Here is a 21,686-nt window from a genome sequence, read left to right on the forward strand (position 1 = left end):
ATTTTAGGTTACTTCGGAAGCGGTGCCCCTACCCATTTGGTAGCCAGCTTATCGATGGTTCCGTCCTTCATTTTCTCGTCTATCAGACTATCAATGATTGCTTTTAATTCCGGCTCTTCTTTACGCATACCCACACCCATATTTTTAACTGCTGCTACTTTACCAACTAATTTAAGTGGTTTATCACTCTTATCATTCTTGATGTAATCATTTGCTGCAATGTTACCGACTGCGTAAAGATCGATTCGACCTGCTTTCAAATCTGTGAATGCTTCCGCATTCCCCGGGTATTCCTTCAGCTCTTTGAAGCCTCCGAATTCCTTAATGACGGTATGTGTCGCTGAACCGCCAATCACGCCTGTAATCAGACCACTCAGCTTTGTTACGTCCTCTACTTTGGTCGCATCCTTCAACGTCACAGCTACCGTGCCGTCTTTGCCATAAGGTATGGAGAAATCAATACTCTTCTTTCTCTCATCCGTTTCCGAAAGAGCCGACATCACGAGATCGAATTTCCCTGCTACGAGACCTGGGATTAAGCCCGCGATGTTTCCTGGCACGAACTCAACCTTAACGCCAAGTTTCTCTGCAATCATTGTACCGATATCAATATCTAGTCCTGTGATCTGGCTTTGTTCATTCATGAAGGTCATTGGACGAAAGTTTCCACTTGTACCAATCACGAGCTTGCCGTTCTTTTTAATTTGCTGAACCGTTGCTGATGTGGCAGGCACACTTGTTGCAGCCACTGCCGTTGTTGTTGATGCTACTGACTGGTCAGCAGGCTTAGCAGTTGTACCTGTCGTCGTTGCTTTGGCTCCACAAGCGCTAACTAATAAAAGCGATGCAATAACCAAACCTTTACTCATCCAATTAGTATGTTTCATTTTCTCCAGCTCCCCGTAATGTATGTTGTCTTTATATGTTAGATTATATATCATAATAACTCACTTTACATTGGAGTTGCTTCACAAATCTACCATGGCCCCATTGTGAACATTTCACAAAAACTAAGCTCTCTCCATGGTAATATTCAACGATATATGCTCCTTCTCCTTTATATATCTAACATTTTTTTAGTGATTCCTACTAATTTAGCTCTTTTATTCACCATTGTTTTATGTTAGGTTTATTAACATATACAAGAGGGGGTTATCCCATGAATGGAATCAGTGTGAATGAATTAATTGCTCATAAACCTTTTTTATTCGGAAAAGATCCCATCATTAGCGGTGCCAACGGCTTAAGCCGCCGGATTACGAACGTGAATGTGATGGAGGTACCGGATGTCTTCAATTGGGTAAGACACGGTGATCTCCTCCTTACAACCGCATACTCAATTAAAGACAACCCCAATGCTCAGAATGAGCTGATTCCCAAACTTGCTGCAACAGGAATAGCCGCTATAGGCATCAAAACCAAGCGGTATCTCGAAACCGTTCCAGAGGAAATGGTCGCACTATCAAACCAGTATGAACTTCCCATCTTGGAATTGGCTTATCAAATCGGCTATTCCCAGACTATTTCGGAAGTGCTTGAAGAAATTCTAAATCAGAAATCGAATTGGCTCATGGAACAGCATCATAAGATACAGTTACTTACCAGTACGCTAATTATGGGCGAGAATAGTAAAACCTTTCTTGAGACGTTTTCCAAAAGCACTGGCTTACAGGCTGCCTTAATTACCTACGAATCTGCCATGTATAGTACAGATCCAGCATTCAAGAAGGAATGGCCTGATGCCAGGCAACTTCGGCCAGTTACATTGCCTTCATCTACCTCTGCACTACTTTCATATTGGCTTGGCGATGACACAACTAAAATCTATCTGCCGATTGAGAAAAGCAATGAAACGATGGCTTATTTTGTATGCTGGGGATGCAATCAAGAGGGATGGGAGCCGTTGCAGCTCCTACTTCAACATACTGTTAACTTACTCACCCTGCACTTAAGCAAACAACATTCACTGCGAAGCTTAGAGGATAATCAGAAAGATCTTTTTCTCAAAACCTGGATTCTCGGTGAGATCACCGATCCACAAGCTATAGCACTGCAGGCGGCCTCTTGCGGACTTCAGCTGCAAACTAGCTATACCGTATGCCTCACCTCACTGCTACCCCCTTTTTCGTCACGTGAGCTCATGAATGTGAAAGCTTACTGCATCCTCCAAGGTATCATTATGCTGTCCATGGGAAATGAATGGGTTTTCCTTATACCGAACCTGCTAGTTAATCAGAAAAACATCTACCATAAGTTACAAGCGGAGCTCCATAAGTACTTGAAACAACCCATTATTCGACTGGGCATCAGCAGTATGAAGGGACTGTCCGACATACACGAGGGATATAAAGAAACCGTAACCGCGCTAGAACTTTGGGACTTCATTCGAGCCAATGAAACACTGTGTTACTACGACCAACTCGGCATGTATCCGATTGTTCATGTGCTTTCCGATCAAGAGTCCATTAAAAAGCAGTTATTTCAATTCATTCAGCCCCTGTACGCATTCGATAAAGAAAATAAAGCAAAACTCGTTGATACGTTAATTACCTATTTGCAGTTTGGAGGAAACATCAAGGAAACAGCCAAAGCTTCCTTCTGCCACTACAACTCCATTGTCTATCGACTAGAAAAGGTTCAATCCTTATTAGGAGTTGATTTAAAAGATCCCGACATTCGATTCCAATTGCAAATAGCAGTCAAAGTTTTTGCTTTTTCCACAAAAAAAAAAGGAACTATGATAGGTTCATAGTTCCTTTTGAATTGTAAATCGATGGTTGCCCAGTTGCGGGCTCTTCATATCAACAACATCACCAATTTGACAAGTCATTGGATTGGACGGGGTTCCAGTTAGGATGATATCCCCTTTGCACAATGTGGTCATTCGCGAGATATGTGAGATCAACCAATTTGCAGAAAATAACAGATTCGATGTATGATCTTTCTGTATCAGCGTGCCGTTCACCCACATTTCCAAATCCACCTGATGCGGATCAACTAAGGGAACCATAGGGCCAATAGGAGTCATCTGATCAAACATTTTAAACCTGCCCGTATCAAAATGCGCGCTCGCCGTAATGTCATTAGCAATTGCATAGCCCACGACTATAGACGGTACATCCATTTCTGCAATATTTCTAGCTTCTTGGCCGATAATAACCGCCATCTCCACCTCACAGATAAACTCCGTTAGCTGCGGTGGCAAATAAATATCCGACTCTATCGTTAGGCTTTGTGGAGACTTGATAAAGAGGAAAGGATCCTCCTCATTGGTAATTCCTTTTTGAGCTCGAAAAGCTTTGAAATTAGGTCCAACACCAATGATTTTGCGTGTTTCTTTCAAGTACGCTTGAATATTCATGAGATACCCCCTTCATTTCTCTAATCCGTTATATCCCGAAGTTGGTCATTTTACTGTTGGACCGATCTCATTAAATCGACTTTAACATCTTTATGCTGGCCTTAATGAGTAGCTATTTTCTATAATTATTCAAATATTGCACACTGTCAATATGGTGCTCCGGCATTACGAGGCAAGCCCCCACAGCGGACCTTTAACGCCTAGTTAATCTCCATGCGTTGGCACATGACAAAAGAGACCCAGCTTTTAGCTGGACCTCCTCATTAACTTCCCTTTTATTTGTGATAACCGAGTGCTCGCATGATAAATGTGGTGGTCTGCTCAATCAACATCTCCATGTCTGGACGTTCCTCTGTAAACATCGGTTCGAAGAACTCTCTTTGCTTGTAAAAAAACATAGCTCCCAACACGAACATAAGCGTACTGTCCAGCGATTCAAAAACATAGAGCCCCTCTTGTCTTCCCTTGTCCAATAAATCGCGAACCTTTCTCCATAGCGGAAAAACAAGCTCCCTCATTTTATCGACTCGTGGGGTAATCGTGATAATCTCCATCTGAATCAAACTGATCAGCTGCGGATCTTCGTTTCGAATTTTGACAACTTCTCGAATCACCGTCTTAATGCCTGCAAGTGGATCTTCCACTTCATAAAACTCCGTTAATTTAATCACAGGGAAAAACTGCTTAAATATTTCATGGAAAACGCTCTCTTTTCCACCAAAATAATAGGAAACCAGAGCCACATTGGCCCCGGCCTCCTCGCATATTTGACGAACGCTAGTCGCTTCATAACCATGTTGTGCAAACAACTTTTTGGCAGCCAATAGAATTTTCATTTTCATGTCTGACTTGTCTGACTCTTGATGAACCATGCCTAGCGCCCTCCTATTTGAAAGTTAAGCGTTTGTTTGGACACGACCAACCGCTGGAGCTATCTTCGCTTTCTTCACAAACACAACTAAGATATCAATCACAAGCGCTACCGCGGCAATCACAAATAAGAAGCCAACTTCGCTGCCAACGCCAGGTCCACCGAACAAAATATTCATCAACCCATTCACCGCATAGGTCGCCGGGAAGAAGTTACTGATAGAATGATAGAAATCCGACAGAAGCTCTCTCGGTACAATCGCACCTGAGGAAACCAACTGCAACGATAACATAGCAATGTTAAATAGCATACCTGCGTTCCCAAACAATGTCAAAAACATTTGAGCAACTAAGGCAAACGTCAATAAGAACAGGGATTCAAAGCCCCACAGCGCAACAAATCCTTTGTCTACATGCCCGCCCAATGACACAACCATAACAGCACTGATGAGTCCAACAACAATTGCGGCAATCACCGTAATGCCGATGCGTGCAGTTAATTTTTGCATTTTAGACAGAGAAGCACCTAATAGATTGGTTGAAACGCTGAAGTTCATTCCCATAATCATCGTACCGACAATCGAAGCGAGTACAAGCATCATCGGCAGCATTTGATTCGGCATATCCTTTACTTTATTGGTACTTTGGATGTCTGAACTTACTTTACTCGCTAACCCTTGTGCAATCTGAGTCGCTTGCTCAGCCGGAAGCTGTGGGTTCATCTGTGTCAGGACAGCCGAAGCCCCTGCTGCTACAGCCTCTTTATTGACTGTTGCCGTAATGTTGCCTGCGACAGCTTGCATGACCGACTTCGTCATGGACGGGTTCGACTCATTAATCGTGTAAGAGATCGGTACAGTCTGTCCTGGTGTTTGAAGCTTCTTGGAGAAATCAGGTGAAATGTGCATCACCATCTGCACTTCACGCGCGTTCAGCTTGTTCTGTGCTTCCTCATTGGATGTGATAACTTCCGTTTGGAAAGGGAGATTGCCCTGCAGGTTTTGAACAATTTTGCCACCCATAGCTTGATCTTCATTCACGATCGCAATCTTCAAATTCTTCGTATTATCCGAAACGCCCGAATACCCCGTCATCCATATGATGCTAAACAGCAACTGAAACGTAATCGCTGTAATAATCCCTACTTTAGTTGTTGCAGGCTTCAAAAAAGCCGCTATTGACGATCCCATTTTTGACCACTCCTCATTATTAAACGATCATTTAAAACAACTGTTTAAATAATAAGACAGTTCATTTATTTTGTCAACTGCTATCAATTGGGTACAGACGTTTTCTTCACGAACTTATATAATTAATAAAGCTAATTAAGTATTCGATAACCTCTGTAATAAGACTCTTAGCAAACTTCACAAGCCCAAGAAACTCTATATCCGATTGGCATCCGATCAGAAGCATTGGCGAACCCACAACCGTTTGGAACTCATCCGAAGTGATCTAGCTCTCTTGATCGAACCGTTCCCCGGCAATCTGCTAGCCGTTAAACTGCGCATGTTCCAGCACCCGGATTGGCACGGTCCGCAATTCTACGTACGGTCATACTGTTGCTTAGCTTATCAAATTGATACGGGAACAACGGCTCGTGATTATTGCACAACTTGTCCTAAGCTAACTTCAGAAGAAAGAATACATCTGCTACATTCTCCCGATAACCCGCAGTAATTGGATGACAAAAAGAGGCTCCTTTGGAGCCTCTTTTTGGTCATTACGGAGCAGGCGGCGTGATCGTATCTAACGTGAGCACGACCACACTTTTGGCTGGCATCAGATATGTGGCAAACGGTGCATTCCCCGTTAATTCAGATGTATTCACCTGAATCTCCTGGCTTGTTCCCGTATTATGCGAATCTAGCGAATCGCCAGTCAATATCGTTTCCTTAACAGCCGTGTAACTGGTCAACCCGCTGAGCTGAATTTGCCGCTTTAATTCCGGTTCACGGTTTACAATGACGAGATTGATTCCGGTAGCGGTTTTCATCGCATTCAGCGTAAGACTGGCATACGGATTACCCACTTCTGTGTGCTCGCCCGTTAGCGTTACACGCACTACCTCGCTGCCAAGGTTCTCATTCAGCAACTTCATCAAATCGGCCATCCCAGTTAAATAAAGCTGGCCAGTATCTGGTGATTTGTACACCAAGCCCCAAGGTCCAGAAGTAAACGAGTGATAGGTTGCGGAAGCAATTTCCTCGCGCTGGAACATTCGGTTCAGGAACTGCGCCGTTCCCAAAACGCCTTTTAACGCGTGCGTCTGATACCAGCTTTCCTTCCATGTCTTTCCTGGCAACTCGTCAGGCCATACGGCATGCTCGGAAAGAAACACTTTGATCCGGTCGGAGCCGGTAATCTGTACAATATCGTCACGAATGGCGTCCAAATATTGCTCCATCTTGCTGATCGGGTAACCCAAATAATATGGATGGAACGTTAGATAATCGATCTCGTCACCTAACTCTTCTAGGATAGCTTGATGCCATTCACGCCATACGACATTATCGTTATAATCGCTCCACGGCGACGTTTTGGCTAATACGGCAATCTTCGCGTTTGGGATCAGATTACGAACTTCTAGAATCGTCTCCCTGCACGCCTCAATATACGCTTCGACACCGTCAGGACCGAACTTGTCGCTATACTTGGCAAAATCCAGCTCGTTCCCAAGCTCCCAGACGGCTACATTCACTGGAGCAACAATGCCTGCATCGATTCGCTGCTGTGCCCAGTCGATACCGCCATTAGGATTGACACCGCCACCGACTCCAGTCAAATATTCCACGGCATCGGCATGGTCCTCTGGCGTATCCATCATCATGTTGAAATTCCAAACAAATTCAGCATTAGGGTCGACCGCAAGGACGGAGTGAAGCCACTCGGCAGGCCCAAAACGGTAGACAGCGGCAGGTTCGCCCCAAGTACTTTGCGGCGTTCTTTGTGCAAGATTGCCAACTGCCTGCTGCCATCGGAATACTTGAGAGTCGCTTCCCGCCATCCGGTTCAGCGGCATGGGTAAACCGAAATTCTGGAGCAGATTCGTATATTCGGTCTTGATGTTTAGACTCGCTGGATTATCCTCCATAATCGCAATCTGGCTTTGATACCAGTCGTGATTGTAACCGAGCATGCGTTTACTAGCCTGCTTAACGACATCATTCGTATCAATCGAAGCTGCTGCCGAAGATACGTCACTCTTCGTTGTTACCGTCAACGTCTGACTTGGTCCGGATAAAAGTCCAGCTCCATCTTTGGCTATCACCTTGAACACATACGAAGAATTCGGCGTCAGTCCTTCCGGTGCATACACGTTTCCAGTAACCGAAGCGGTCAAAACATTATTCATGTACACATCGTACCCGGTAACCATAATGTTATCGCTCGCTGCATCCCAGCGTAATTTCACCTTGGAGATGCCGATCTGCTCCGCTCTCAAGTTAACCGGCTCGGTCGGAGGATCATTGTCTTGAACATAATCGATCGTTGCGGTTGCCGATGTACCCATATACGACGCTTGCAGTGTTACCGTGCCACCGCTTGAACTGCCAGTAAAGTACAGTTGGTTGTTAAGCACATACGCTGCTCCAGAGCTTACAGCCCACTTAACCGCTGGCGTAACTTCAATCGATGTCGAACCGTATTGAGCTGATACAGGCAACATACTTAAGTCAAAGCTATTGCCGATAGAAAGCTTCCGGTAATTCGGTGTAACAGTTAGCGAATCCGGTTTTTTAATCAGCACAACGTCATCCGCATACAACGTTCCTGTAATCCCCCCTCCACCAGCTACTCTGCGGATCAGCAGTCTTACTTTATTTTCATCCGTATTCATCACAATGGTTCCCTCGTATTTCGTCCAATCTTGATTGGGACTTGTTTCAACGGTTGACTGAATCACTCTTTTGAATGTGTTTCCGTTATAACCCATCAACGTTATTTGCGGCTTGTGTCCGCTGGTTGTAATATTATCCGTCTTCATCCACAGCTCATAATAATAAGCCGTACCGCCTTCCACAGCAGAAAACCGGTCGATTTCTAACGTCTTATCGCTTCCGTCAAAAACGATTTTGGCCGCTTTGGCCTCGCTTCTAACCACACCTCCCTGAATCGTGACAGCAGCGCCAGATACAGCGCCTTTCCCCCATCCGGTATAATCGGGTGTCAGCTCGAATCCACTGTTGTAAGCAAATAAATTGTCGTTCGCTGCCGCTCTGGCAACGCTTTCATAAATAAATAGTTGCAAAACGGTTACCGCCATCATAACGACCACAAGCATGGTGCTGATTTTCTTTCTCATAAGTCACAACCTTCCTTAGTTTCATAGTTCATTGTTTTAGGACGAAACATACAGCCAATGAGAGAACGCGTGGTACGCTAATCTCAGCGTACCAACGTCCAACACAGGCGATCTTCGCTCGAGTTGCTTCTCTTACTTGCTACCACCTTGCCTTACTGTTTTGTCTAGGTCTGTTATACCGACGCCAGCCCGAGTTGCGCGCCCTGCTCTGTCAAAGCCTCTTGCACACTTCGGATATCCACCTGTCTCGGTGTCATATTCCCCCGTGCACACAAGGCGGCAGCAGCTCCCGCCGCCTGACCGATCGCCATGGCAATCGGCTGAATCCGTATAGCCGAATGCGCTTCGTGCGTGGCGGATATCGGTCGGCCGCCCACCAACAAATTATCAATCTTTTTGGGCACAAGACAGCGGAACGGAATTTCATACCATTTCCCCGGCTCCAAATGTTGAATAACCGTGCCTTCACCGTTCGGATTGTGAATATCCACCGGATACGTGCCACGCGCGATGCAATCGTCGAATTTGCACGCAGACAATAGCTCCTCTGCGGTCAGCATATAGTCGCCGACGACCCTTCGCGACTCGCGTACACCAATTTGCGGAGCTGTCGTTTGCAAGTAGGCTTGTTCGAACCCTTCGACATGCTTTTGCAAAAATACAACGAGTTCTTGAACTTGGCGACGGCCATCAATTTCCGCTTCCGTCAGCTGCCACGGACACGTTGCGTCTTTCAGAATGATCCGTGTCGTGTTGAAATGAATGACGCCCGGCTGGTTCGCGTAAAACCACAGCACATCCTCACGCGGACAATCGATTTCCTTGCGCGCTTTCGCTTCAAGGAAGCGGCGCGTGATTTCCAACTTATCGGGCATGCGATCCGTGTCGACATTCGCCATACGGAAATTGAGCGTCATCGGCTGCATCAGACTATCTACGCTGCGTCCCTTCTCCACATCAGCTCCCGCAAAACCAGCTAAATCGGCATCTCCTGTGCAATCTACAAACATGCGGGCACGCAGCTCTGTCAGTCCCGCTTTGTTCGCCACAATGACCGAATGGATGCCTCTTCCGTCCTCATCCATCCGCACGCCACCTAGAAAGGTATGGTACAGCAACTCGACTCCCGCTTCTAGACACAATCGTTCGGCAACCACCTTAAGCGCCTCCGGATCGAAAGCTGCCCTTTGTTTCGGGTGTCCGTACATGCCCAGCTTCGTCATTCCCTCAATCAGCTCTTGCAATACACCAAAAATAACTTGCACCTCTTTGCCATCCGCTGAACTAGCCCAATACGGCATCCATGGATTAACCATCATAGCCGTCCCAGCGCCGCCAAGAAAGCCATATCTTTCAACCAAAAGCGTTCTCGCCCCAAGACGGGCAGATGAGACTGCGGCGGCGATCCCGCCTGGACCACCCCCCATCACGATGACGTCATATTCCAAATCCGGCATATTCTCCACTCCTCTGCAGGTTATTTAATTAAGCCCTGCTCCTTGATTTGCTTCTCTGCGGCGTCCGTGTACAGCTTATACTTGAATGTGCCCTCCAACGTTTTCAGAAAATCGCTGTATTCCGAGATCGGACGTTTGCCATACACGAATTTGACCAACTCTTCCGCTGCATAGCGATCCGCGTCCGCTTTATTGAACCCAGCGGGAGGCACAACAGAGCTGTCAAACAGCCGAATTCGCTGCGCTTTTGCCGCAAATTCAATAATCGCTTTCTGATTAGGGAACTTCGCGCTTAAATATTGATCGTTCGGACGACCAGTTAGCTGATACATATAGAAGTGGTTTCCTTCCTTAGCTAGCAGTTCCGTCATCGCAACTTTGCCTTCTTTCAGGTTATAATGCTTGCCTTGGACGCCATACATGACCAGCGTGTTGCCTTCCTGCGAAGAGACATAATTGATAAATTCGAACGCTTTATTCAATTTAACCGGGTCTTTCTCGAGTGACTTGGGAATAGCCATCAGTCGGGAAGGTTTGTCGAAATCGAACGCACCATCGAATTGTCCCGCTGGTCCTTTCGGGGCAGGAAGCTGAACCCATTCAGCGTTTGGATTAACCGTTTTGTATTGATTGACCATTTCGTCCTTAGCAATCTCGGTCCAAGCCATGTTGACAATACCAGCTTTTCCTTGAAACGCTTTTTGCTGCACACTGCTTCCTTTGTTCGTCATAAACTCAGGATCGACCACGTTCGCATCGATCATCTTTTGAATGAAAGCAAGTGCCTGCGGCATTGCGTGATCATTGAAAGCGTTCATTAATTTGCCGTCTTTTCCGTAGAAGACACCAGAGCTGAACATGTCGCTAATACCGAACGCACCTAGCACTGGAGCGAATGCATTGAACTCAAGCCCCGTCAGTCCATAGGTGTCTTTCTTCGAGTTTCCGTCTGGATCCCTCTCCGTAAATGCTTTGGCCACCTCCAATAGCTCGTCGATCGTCGTCGGCATCTTCAGTTGCAGCTTATCCAACCAATCTTTCCGTATCCAGAATGAGTTAAAAGGCAAGTCGCCATTACGCGGTATTGCGTAAATTTTACCGTTAACCGTCGATTTCTTCAGGAGATCGCTGCCCAGTGAAGTGATGAACGTTTTGGCAGGCTTCAGCTCCTTGTCAAGGTATGGCGTTAAATCGAGCAACAACCCTTTGTCTGCGTATTCCTTCATATCGATGTTTGACACTTGGAACAGGTCAGGGGAATTGCCGCCCGACATGCGGACCCGCAGCTGATTGTTGTAATCCTCATTCGTCTGAATCGCGGTCAGCATCAGATTCGTACCAAGCTTAGCGTCCAGCTCCTTCTTAAGCACATCCGCCTCCGGCAAAGGCAACCCCGTACCTGTCAACGAGATGTTCAACGTTACGGGAGCAGCAGGTTTGGCACTCTCGCCTTGATTTGATGTCGCTGGACTAGCGGAAGATTGTTTTTTGTCTGTGTCTCCTGTAGCGCACCCCGCTAGCAAGCTGCCTCCTAGCGCCAATACAGCCGAAACTGCCGTTACCCGTTTCCAAGATTTTTTCATGCAAGAACCCCTTCTTTCATCGTCTTTGTATTGGACAAATCTAATTCAACCTTTAATAGAACCAAGCAGCATGCCTTTCGTAAAATGTTTCTGCAAAAATGGATACACGATAATGATAGGCAAGCTCGCAAGCACCACCGCGCTCATTTGCATCGTCACCGTCGGAACCATGTTCTCAGCGCTTTCCAGCGGCTGCTGCGTCATCATCAAAATTTCTCGGACAACCACTTGAAGTGGGTACAATCTACGGTCTGTCACATACATGATTGCCGAGAAAAACTGGTTCCAATGACCGACTGCATAAAACAGCCCGATCGTGATCAAGGATGGCTTCGACAGCGGGACGACGATTTGCCTCAGAATACGAAATTCCTTAGCACCGTCGATACGCGCTGATTCGAGCAGCTCCTCCGGCAAGTTTTCGAAAAAGCTTTTCATAATTAACACATTAAAGCTCCATATGGCACTCGGAAGGATCATCGACCAGATCGAATCGATCAGGCCCGTTGCCTTCACGACCAAGTAAGTCGGAATGATCCCGCCGCCGAACAGCATGGTAAGAACGACCATCCCGAGAAAAAAGCTGCGCCAAGGCATGTTTTTCCGGCTTAAGGGATAGGCCATGAGTGTGGTCAGCACAAGGTTAATTAGCGTGCCGACTACAGTGATTAGAACCGTTACCTGCAAGGAACGGAAAATGTTCGACGTCTCTAGCAGTTTACTGTAAGCGCTTAAGGTCAAATGCTTCGGTATAAGCACGTAACCTCCGTTCTTTAGAACTTCCCCATAGGGGGTCAGCGATACGGAAACGACGTATAAGAGCGGCAAGATGGCTGCCAGTCCGACTAGGACAAGCAATGTGTAGGCGATGCCATTAAACACTCTTTCCCCCGGCATTCTTACCATATGCTCTCCCCCCATCTTCTCGCCAGCTTATTCGAACCAAGGACAAGCACTAGGCCGATAAGCGATTTGAACAATCCAACGGCGGAAGCCAAGCTAAAGTTCCATTGTTCCAAACCAGTCCGGAACACCCAAGTATCCAAGATGTCAGCTACTGGATAAACATGCACGTTATACATAATGTAAATTTGATCGAACCCCGCATCGAGCATCTGTCCTAGACGCAAAATGAGCAGCAGCACAATAACGTTACGGATACCCGGCAGGGTAATATGCCAAATCATTCTCATTCGACTCGCCCCGTCGACACGAGCTGCTTCATAGAGTGTCGGATCAATTCCCGCCATTGCAGCCAAGTAAATTATGGCCCCCCAGCCCATGTTCTGCCAAATGTCCGAACCGACCAGCACGCTCCTAAACCAATCGGTTGAACTGAGGAATGGAATCGACTCGCCACCTGCCTCCATGATCCAACGGTTCACGATGCCGGAATTTTCGGATAACAAGACGACCAGAATCCCATAAATGATGACCCATGATAAAAAATGCGGCATGTAGCTGAGCGTTTGGACGATGCTTTTCAACCATTTATACCGGCATTCATTCAGTAAAATCGCGAGTGCGATTGGCGGAATCATCCCGAAGATGATCTTATATAAACTGATTAGAACCGTATTGCCAAGCAACTGCGAAAAATAGGGGGATTCATAAAACTCTTGAAAATGTTTGTACCACGGGTCAGCCCAAGGACTCTTAACAATACCTTCCAGAATGTCGTAATCCTTGAAAGCAATGATCAAGCCGTAAATTGGAACATATTTGTAAATGATGTAATAGACAACTCCCGGCAACAGCATTAGGTAAAATGCCCTAAAACTCCATACCCTTCTCCAATAAGCATGTTCCAATCGGCAAACCTCCTCTCCTCACGTTATGAACTTATCGTAACAGGAACCGGAGGCGCGAATAAGGAACGGAATTGCCTACATCATAGAACGGATTTAACTTGTATGCTTGGGTTCATCTTGTGACTCTATTCGTTTTCGATACACGCTAGGCGTTATTCCAGTCACACGCTTGAATATTTTGATGAAATAATTGTCATTGCTGAATCCAACGCTGCAGCCAACATCGCTGACGGATAAATTGGACTCGGCCAAGAATACCTTTGCCTTTTCGATGCGATAGTGCTGTACGTAGTTAATCAGATTTTCCCCTACCTTCGACTTAAACAATCGACTGACATAATGCTCCTCCATCGCCACATACCGTGCCATCGATTTGAGCGTAATATTCTCATCGTAATTTTGCCGAATAAACCGAATAATTTTGTTTATCTCTTCATGGTCGGTCAGTTCTTTCTCGGACGCCGCCTTCCCCTGCAAATACCGTTCGATTCGCTGCCAAAACAGCTCTTTCAGCCGCTGGGAAGAAGCAGCTCCCGTCAATTCTGCAGAAGGCAGTCCAGGATGATTGACGATCCGCGCAAAAAGGCGATCCAACCTTACCGTCGTTTCTTTAACGAACGTAACCGGTAACGTCAGCTCCTTCATTTCGTTCCACAGCAAATCAAGGATTGTCTTACAAGCTTCCACTTTGCTCTGTTCGAAGAGGAGCAGTAACTCCCTCTCGTGAGACCAAGATAAAGCGGAGAAGGGGTGGCTAGTTAAGGAAGAAACCTTATGTTCGAATACGGCAGTTTCGGCCAACGGTTGCCCAAAGCCAGCATCAACGCTTACGAGGCCTATCCGTCCGTCATGCCAGCATCTGTCCAGCATGAGCAGCGCCTTGAACCAGACCTCGCCAAGCTCAGAGGCCGAGAACGGTTTGGCATAAACTGCCGTGCACATAGTGCCGGATTCGGCAAATACAGGCGCTTTCCAAGCCAATGTACGGTCACTCCAACCAAAGACGGTCGTAATACCGTCCTGCGTAAATGATGACCATTCGGAATCGGATGCTCCCTTCATCGCGTTCGTGTCTAGGAAGCCTATTCGTTGTGCTTGCTCCATGCAATATTCCACGTTATCGTGCAAGAACACACACAAAAAGACATTCTGCGAAGAGAATACAGGCAGCATCTCCATCTCATCCAAGCCCGGATGGCTGCTCTCCCTAAGGTAATAATGATCCCACAGCGAGCGATACAAGTCGCGATACCGGTATAAGCTCTGTTTCGCTTGCAGCTCGCGAACTTCCGCTCGGCTTTCCAGCTCCCGCTTGATTTTATACAGCGCCGTCTCCAACGATTTCACATCCATGGAAAGTTTGAGCAAATACCCGGAAGCCCCATAATCGAGCGCTTGCCTCGCATATTCGAAATCATTCATGCAGGTCAACATCAGAAAACGGCAGTCCCATCCTCCTGTGCGGACCTCCTTAAGCAGCTCAATTCCATCCATCAGAGGCATAACGATATCCGTTATAATGAGATCAGGGTTGTATGACTTAATCAGCTCAAGAGCTTCCTGTCCGTTACCCGCTTCACCTACAAGCTCGAAGCCATGCTCCTGCCAATTAATTCTGCCGACGATCGTTCTTCTCACTAATGGCTCATCCTCAACGATGATCAGTTTCCACATGAAGATCCCCTCCTTTGCTATATGGAACCGACATCAGCAAAGGAAATCGCAACCGTACCAATGCTCCGTCCTCCAGCTCCATCAACTGCAGATCTGCATTCTTTTTGAACAGAAGCTCCAGCCGTTCCTTCACGTTGGTTAATCCGATACCTTTGCGCATTCGCTTCTGCCTTACGCGCTCCGCTTCCTGCAAGCCTTGTCCATTATCCTGCACCTCCACCACGACGGAGTCATGCTGTTCATAGATGCGAACGACAATTAAACCCCCGCGATTCATACTCGCGAATCCGTGTACGATTGCATTCTCTACAAGAGGCTGCAAGCTGAGCTTTGGAACAAGCACATACTGGAGCTTCTCTTCGTACTCGTAACGGAAGTCGAATAGATGGTCGAACCTAACGTTTTGAATGTACAAATACGCGTTAATCAGTTCGATTTCTTCCCTCAGATGGATCAGCTCCACTTCCGCATTAAGACTCGTTTCTAGCAGCTTCCCTAGTTGTATACATATTTCCGATGTAACGTTATCTTCCCGATCGATTGCATGCCATTTCAACGTATTCAATGTGTTCAGCAGGAAATGCGGCTTCATCTGGGCTAGCAGCATTTGGAACCTTACGGCTTCCTTCTGTCGTTCCTCCTGTTTCAACTGATGTACCAGTCCATTCGTATCTGTGACCATTTGATTGAAAGATTGCGCGAGCGCAAGTATTTCACCACGGTAATTGGTCTCCGGTAAAGACGTTTTCAGCCTCATTTTCACCATGTTCTCCATTTTTTTCTTGAGCTGATGAAGCGGCCTTGTGATCGTGGATGAGACAAATAGGGTCAAGCCAATAAACGCCACAGTCAGCAGCAAAAAGGTGATGACCATGCGCCTTTCCAGTAACTTCAAGTCGCCGAAATAAAAGCGAAGCGGAAATTCACCGATGATCTGCCATTTCTGCGGAGTTAACGTTATCGAGTTATATAACATAGAATAACGTTCATCAATATAAGACAGGAGTTCCTGATCAGGGTTCTGCAGCAACTTACGGATGACTTCCGAGCTCATCCCGCTCATTTTCTCCGTCTGAGAGAGCAAGTTTCCCGCTTCATCAGCCAAATAATAGTTTTGTTGCACTGGAAAATCCTTGGAAATTCCTTTCATCCATGCCTCATAATCGAATCGGATCCGCACGACACCCATTAGCTTGCCCTGATCCTTGAGTGAACCCGTCAGCGTCAGCATATGGGCACTTCCACTAAGTCCCACGGGTAAATCGTTTCGGTCTGCGGATATCCAGCGATAGCTTTCTTTCGAGTTTTCCAACTCGCCAATAGCCTCGGCGTTCCAATTAAACAGCCTTTCCCCTTGCGGCACATCGAAGGAATCGTATTGATTGCCAGTCACGTCTGCCACTGACATATACAAAAAACGGCTTTGCGATAGATTACGGTTACGCATTTTTTCGAGTACTTCGCGAATCTGTCTAGCGTTATCTTCAGGCGGAACGTTGTTGCCCGCTTGCAGCGCTTCCATAACGGCAGGTTCTTTTTCCAATTGGACTAGGTGTAGAAACATCGCTTTCACCGTGTCGTTATAGTCCGTTTTCATAATATTAAGTTGCGCGCCAAACTGCTCGCTGATTTTGTTAACGATCAAGTCTTCTGTCTGTCGGTAATAATAGAGTTGCAAAATAAACAATGGAATCAGAATCACGAGCACAAAGCTGAAGAACAATCGGAATTTTATTTTTTGCGGCAGCAGCTTGCGAAGAAGTCCCCTCATTTCCAACACACACTCCCCAAAAAGTGACATAATTCGCCTATCATAAAGGTAATGTTACAGCACTTTATTTCGCATGAACAGGAACAGTTTTGTCTAGCGGATGGAACATATTTAACGTGATCTGGTGGATTGAAACGTAAATGAAAGAAGACCCACTGAAACTAACAGTGGGTCTTCTTTTATAATTCGTCGTATATTCAAACTCCTCTTGTAATGATCCAGTATGCTTCCATTGAATGCTCTTACAATTGTCATTTTGTAAGGGATCACTTGGTTGAATGAAGTCCAAAATAACTAATTCGAGCGTAGGATGCAAATTTTCTTCCCGTTCGCAGTATGAAGTTTCATTGGCACTGCTACATCTCGATGTATACTTTCCCTTGCTCTACTGACAAATCAAACTTTACTACTACAACCTCATAGGTTTTTGTACGGACTTTATTGTCTACAACAAGACCGCCGGTTTTAATATCAAATTCCCAATGGTGCCAGGGACAACGAACGATCTCCCCTTCTTGTTCGTAAACAAATTGCCCCGGTAGCGGCGATGTGACCCATGAAGTAACCGGCCCCTTACATAGACTGGCCCCCTGATGAGGACAATAATTAAGAATGGCATGCAGCTGTCCGGATAAGTTATAGATTCCTACGCTCCTCCCTTGTACATCAACAATTTTGGGTTCGCCGTCCGTGAATTCATCAACTGTTCCTAAATAATGGTGCGCCATCGTTATTCCTCCGTTTTGTCCGGCATAGGCAAGCCATAGTATTTGGCAGCGTTATAGTAAAACACATTATTGGTTGTTTCTTTGTCCATTTTCGGGAAAACGAGCTTCGGCGAGTCGAAATCCCAATGCGGGTAATCGCTGCAGAAGAGCAGCTTGTCCTTGGCGTTCATAGCCTCAAACAACGTATCGAATGCTTGACGGTTCGGCGCTTCCTCAATTGGCTGGGAGCCGATGTACATGTTGGTAAGAAAATATTCACTAGGCTTTTTCTTCACCCAGGGTGTCTGGTCACGCAGCGCTTTCCAATCCTGATCTAGACGCCATAAGTAAGGAGCGACCCAGAAGACGCCGCCTTCAATAAAAGCCACCTGCAGCTCCGGAAATATTTCAAATACGCCTTCGAAGATAAAGCTCGCCATATGGGCCATATAAGCTTGCGTACGGGCAGCGCGGTATTCAATATAGTAAGATGGATAGCCGACATTTGTGGTGGGTGCGTTCATCCCATCGCCGATAGCTCCTACATGCATGGTGAAATTGATGCCATGCTTCAAACAAGCCTCATAGATGGGATGATACATTTTATTTCCGTAAGGATGATGCGAACCCGACGGAACATACGCCTGAACCATCCCAGGATGGGAGCCGAGCCGTTCGATCTCCCGGACCGATGCAGCTACATCGTGAATCGGCAAGTAGATCGAGCCTCTGAACCGAGGCTCCTTATTAAGCCAATGCTCAATCGTATAATCGTTGAAAGCGGAACACAATGCAGCCGAATAATACGTATCGGCAGTGTTCGTGCACGCTATAAATTCACCTGTCAAAATTCCGTAACGGATGTCATAAGGATCCAAAAGCTGCTTGATCATGAAATCAAGATCTGAACCGGCAGGACCGCCGCCCGGTGGGAAAGAATCGGCTCTTTTTCCGATGTTGCCTCCGTTCATCGTACCTGGGCCCCCACCAAAATTCGATCCCCACAATTCAATGCGCTCCTTGTATTGTCGCGGCAAATAAGGGAACAACTGCTTGATGTCCTGAAAAGTATGATGGATATCGCAATCAATGACTCCAACGCCTTTGCGTCCCTTTGCCTTCTTATCCGTTGCTTCTATGAAACTCATGTTATCATCTCCCCATCTATGTTTAGGCACGAAATGCAAGTGCATGTTTTACATCTCTATCATAAAACCTGACTTACCATCCGAGAATGGTATTTCGCAATTACGATTTGTCATTTTGTAAGTATCGATGCTATACTTCTTTCTACTGTTAACAATCAAATATCCGGAGGTGCAGACGAATGCATGGGCAAGCGGCAGCATTCTGACAAATATGAAGAATCACGCAATTATGTTGTAGACGAGTTGGCCTTGAACGGGGGCCTATGGCCAGTCCGGATGGGCCGCATCAAAGCAGGCCCAGAACATCGCTTCCCGCAGAGAATGATTGATTATTACGCATTACACTTTGTTATAAACGGAAAGATTCGTCATCTCTACGGAGATCAGCATATCGAGCTAGCCAAGGGTGATGTTTTTTGCGCATATCCTGGTGTCGTATACCACCATCTCATTGTTCCGTTCGAACAACCATTGGAAATGATTTGGGTTTCCATCGATGGCGGACAAACGCCGATGCTGCTCGAGAAAGCAGGCTTCCATCCATCTGCCCCTTATGCTCTTGGTGTAATCGGCAAAGAGCTCGAAACATCTCTAGTCCATCTGTTCAGTCAACAGGAAGATAATAGTAGTCGGAGACAAGTTGAATTGATTGGGGCTATCTACCGTATATTTGGACTTATGATCCCGCAAAAAAGCACCGACGAGTCAGATTCAGGACCTGCTGGTTGGATTCCTCGAAGCATAGAGTACATGAATATGCATTACACCGAAAATATTAACGTGCAAGATGTCGCTGCGTATATCTCCGTTCACCGGGCTTATTTCTCAAAAATATTCGCCGAGCAGACCGGAATGACGCCTATCTATTATTTGCAAAAACTCCGCATGGAGAGAGCACTTCAACTTCTGCAGCAAACACGGCATTCGGTCTCGGAAATCGCAATGACACTCGGTTATCCCGATTTATATTCATTCAGCCGGGCGTTCAGCAAACATTACGCAGCATCTCCGAGTAAATGCCGTGACAATGCAGCCAAGTCTGGTAGTCAATCTGAAACGTCCCCGACTAAAACGTAACAAGAAAACGACAAGAAACTCCATACAAAAGAAAAAAACCTTGATTTAACAAGGTTTCTAAGTAGGTACTTTCTTGTCGTTAGTCTGCAAGCTTAAAAATTAGCATTTCGTTTCTATGAATTAGATGACTTCTTTCCTTCTATACAAATGTACGTATAAAATAAGACCGGTTATTGCACATAAGGCTGCACACAGGCCAATAAAGCCGTAGCCAGCTTGAAGTCCACGAAGCAAGCTTGTAGGCGAATCTTCGCCCACCACGTATTTGACGAGCCCCGTGATTCCGCCGATGAGATAATTGCCTATTACACTGCCTATTCCCATCAACGTTACCGTGAACGTGATAACCGTATCGCTCCCCTTCGGATATCGCTTGGCGATAAAAGCCATCACTGTCGGATAAATCATCGCAATGCCTATACCAGATGCAGCAAACAAGAACGCGACGCTCTCACCACCAAGTATGGCGGCTAAGGTACATAAGGCCGAGAACCCGGAGGATATAATGAGGGATAGGACAAACCCTATCCGGTCTGTTAGTGGTCCAAGCAATAGCCTGGCCAATGCGAAACATAAGAAAAAGATCGACAACATGCCAGAAGCACTTACGGTATCCCAGTTATAAGCCTTCTCTAGGAAGTTTACGAGCCAACCACCTACAGCCAATTCAGATACAACACCAAACGTAAGCACTAGCACCATTAACCATAGCACGCGGTCTTTCAACAAGGCTTTCAATGGAATACGATCTTCGTGTGAGATATCATCTCCCGGGAACGTACTGAACAGCGTGATGATAATTGGGATCACAGATAAGAGCAGCATCACCAGGTACATCCCGCGCCAATCCAGTGTGTGGCCGGCAATCGTCACCGTCATGAGCCCCGTTGCAATCAGTGGTGCGACAGTTGAACTTAAGCCGTAGAAGCCATGCGTCATATTCATCATCATGCCCGTGTTTTTCACGAAAATTCGAGCGCTTAGAATCGCCAGGCCAATCTCCAACATCCCATTGCCGATATACATCAAGAAATACGATGCTGAGAACAATGTGTAGTGATGGGAGAAATAGATAAGGATGCCGGATGCGGCCATAGAGGCAAACGCGGCAACAGTAACCCATTTGATTCCCCATTTTTTAGTTAAATACGCTGTAAAGGAACAGGCAATCAAATAACCCAGCGCATTCAAGGATAATAAAGTGCCGAGCTGGGATTCATCTAACATAAAATCGAATTGAATACGCGGTATTGCCGGTCCTTTAATATTTTCCGAGAACCCGAAGATCACAAATCCAATAAAAATAGTTGCCAACTGCATGGCATAAATTTTATTGAACTTGCCAACACTTTTTTTCATTTTTTGTGAACTCCTAACTTGTTATCTTGTCATTCTAATTGAGTAATTTGGTCATTACAAAGTCAATTTGTTCTTCCTCTCCCATATAGAAAGAGTGCGATCCTGTTTGAATAAACCCCATTTTCTTATAAAAAGCAATCGCCTTCTCATTCTCTTCCCAGACGCCTAACCAAACTTTCTTCATATCACATGCCATTGCAGTCTCTATCGCTTTGTTCAGCAGACCTTTGCCAAGTCCATGCCCTTGAAATTTGCCCTTTATATAGATCCGTTCGATCTCAAGAGAGTCGTCACCCATTGCTTCAGATTGCGCATCGTTGGTGTTGACCTTCAAATATCCAGCAACTTCATCGTTCATATAAATGAAAAAGAATTGCGATAAGGGATTCGATATTTCCTTTTCCAGCTTTATGAAATTAAATGCCTTTTCCAGATAAGCATGCAGACTTTCGGGTGTATTCTGATCTCTAAATGTCTCCATAAATGTTTCAACACTTATTTCTTGAAGCTTACGTAAATCGTCAAGACTACACTTTTGTATATGTATGGTCTCCATGATGTC

Annotated in this window: 17 protein-coding genes; 2 read left to right on the forward strand and 15 right to left on the reverse strand. The window is 46.0% G+C overall.

Annotated features, from left to right (window positions below; genetic code table 11):
* Positions 1–8: 8 nt before the first annotated feature.
* Positions 9–887 (reverse strand): substrate-binding periplasmic protein, encoded by an 879-nt coding sequence (locus AC58PV_RS29855; RefSeq protein ID WP_497436475.1) that lies wholly within the window; start codon positions 885–887, stop codon positions 9–11.
* 272 nt (positions 888–1,159) lie between these two features.
* Here AC58PV_RS29855 and AC58PV_RS29860 point away from each other — a divergent pair, with 272 nt between their 5' ends.
* Positions 1,160–2,752 (forward strand): PucR family transcriptional regulator, encoded by a 1,593-nt coding sequence (locus AC58PV_RS29860; protein ID WP_497436476.1) that lies wholly within the window; start codon positions 1,160–1,162, stop codon positions 2,750–2,752.
* Here AC58PV_RS29860 and AC58PV_RS29865 read toward each other — a convergent pair.
* From AC58PV_RS29865 to AC58PV_RS29920, 12 genes are all read right to left on the reverse strand, one after another.
* Positions 2,747–3,361, reverse strand: a complete 615-nt coding sequence (locus AC58PV_RS29865) for a fumarylacetoacetate hydrolase family protein (RefSeq protein ID WP_497436477.1) — start codon at positions 3,359–3,361, stop codon at positions 2,747–2,749. The genes AC58PV_RS29860 and AC58PV_RS29865 overlap by 6 nt on opposite strands.
* 275 nt (positions 3,362–3,636) lie before the next feature.
* Positions 3,637–4,233, reverse strand: coding sequence for a TetR family transcriptional regulator (locus AC58PV_RS29870; RefSeq protein ID WP_497436479.1), 597 nt, complete (start codon positions 4,231–4,233; stop codon positions 3,637–3,639).
* A 24-nt stretch (positions 4,234–4,257) separates the two neighbouring features.
* Positions 4,258–5,421, reverse strand: coding sequence for a YhgE/Pip domain-containing protein (locus AC58PV_RS29875; protein WP_497436480.1), 1,164 nt, complete (start codon positions 5,419–5,421; stop codon positions 4,258–4,260).
* Between the two features lie 533 nt (positions 5,422–5,954).
* On the reverse strand, positions 5,955–8,537 hold the full coding sequence (locus tag AC58PV_RS29880; protein ID WP_497436482.1) for a fibronectin type III domain-containing protein: 2,583 nt from the start codon (positions 8,535–8,537) through the stop codon (positions 5,955–5,957).
* A gap of 173 nt (positions 8,538–8,710) precedes the next feature.
* Complete coding sequence (locus AC58PV_RS29885) at positions 8,711–9,994, reverse strand: FAD-dependent oxidoreductase (RefSeq protein ID WP_497436483.1); 1,284 nt, start codon at positions 9,992–9,994, stop codon at positions 8,711–8,713.
* A 20-nt stretch (positions 9,995–10,014) separates the two neighbouring features.
* The gene (locus tag AC58PV_RS29890) at positions 10,015–11,577 is read right to left on the reverse strand and encodes an extracellular solute-binding protein (RefSeq protein ID WP_497436484.1); all 1,563 of its coding nucleotides are present in this window, start codon (positions 11,575–11,577) and stop codon (positions 10,015–10,017) included.
* 45 nt (positions 11,578–11,622) lie between these two features.
* On the reverse strand, positions 11,623–12,483 hold the full coding sequence (locus AC58PV_RS29895) for a carbohydrate ABC transporter permease (RefSeq protein WP_497436485.1): 861 nt from the start codon (positions 12,481–12,483) through the stop codon (positions 11,623–11,625).
* Positions 12,477–13,337, reverse strand: a complete 861-nt coding sequence (locus AC58PV_RS29900; protein WP_497436587.1) for an ABC transporter permease — start codon at positions 13,335–13,337, stop codon at positions 12,477–12,479. The genes AC58PV_RS29895 and AC58PV_RS29900 overlap by 7 nt, the downstream gene beginning before the upstream one ends.
* A gap of 144 nt (positions 13,338–13,481) precedes the next feature.
* Positions 13,482–15,062, reverse strand: coding sequence for a response regulator transcription factor (locus AC58PV_RS29905; protein ID WP_497436487.1), 1,581 nt, complete (start codon positions 15,060–15,062; stop codon positions 13,482–13,484).
* Positions 15,040–16,833, reverse strand: coding sequence for a sensor histidine kinase (locus AC58PV_RS29910; protein ID WP_497436488.1), 1,794 nt, complete (start codon positions 16,831–16,833; stop codon positions 15,040–15,042). The genes AC58PV_RS29905 and AC58PV_RS29910 overlap by 23 nt, the downstream gene beginning before the upstream one ends.
* Positions 16,834–17,189: 356 nt before the next feature.
* Positions 17,190–17,561: a Rieske (2Fe-2S) protein gene (locus AC58PV_RS29915; protein ID WP_497436489.1), complete on the reverse strand. Its 372-nt coding sequence runs from the start codon at positions 17,559–17,561 to the stop codon at positions 17,190–17,192.
* 2 nt (positions 17,562–17,563) lie between these two features.
* Positions 17,564–18,688, reverse strand: a complete 1,125-nt coding sequence (locus AC58PV_RS29920; protein WP_497436491.1) for an amidohydrolase family protein — start codon at positions 18,686–18,688, stop codon at positions 17,564–17,566.
* Between the two features lie 183 nt (positions 18,689–18,871).
* Between AC58PV_RS29920 and AC58PV_RS29925 the strand changes: the two genes are divergently transcribed.
* Positions 18,872–19,765, forward strand: a complete 894-nt coding sequence (locus AC58PV_RS29925) for a helix-turn-helix transcriptional regulator (protein ID WP_497436492.1) — start codon at positions 18,872–18,874, stop codon at positions 19,763–19,765.
* Positions 19,766–19,885: 120 nt separating this feature from the next.
* Here AC58PV_RS29925 and AC58PV_RS29930 read toward each other — a convergent pair whose 3' ends face one another.
* Together AC58PV_RS29930 and paiA are read right to left on the reverse strand one after the other, a co-directional pair.
* A complete protein-coding gene (locus tag AC58PV_RS29930) occupies positions 19,886–21,124 on the reverse strand; it encodes an MFS transporter (protein ID WP_497436493.1) in 1,239 nt (412 codons plus the stop codon).
* A gap of 34 nt (positions 21,125–21,158) precedes the next feature.
* Complete coding sequence (paiA, locus tag AC58PV_RS29935) at positions 21,159–21,680, reverse strand: spermidine/spermine N(1)-acetyltransferase (RefSeq protein WP_497436495.1); 522 nt, start codon at positions 21,678–21,680, stop codon at positions 21,159–21,161.
* Positions 21,681–21,686 lie beyond the last annotated feature (6 nt).

It is taken from the genome of Paenibacillus sp. J22FR83 (assembly GCF_059691955.1).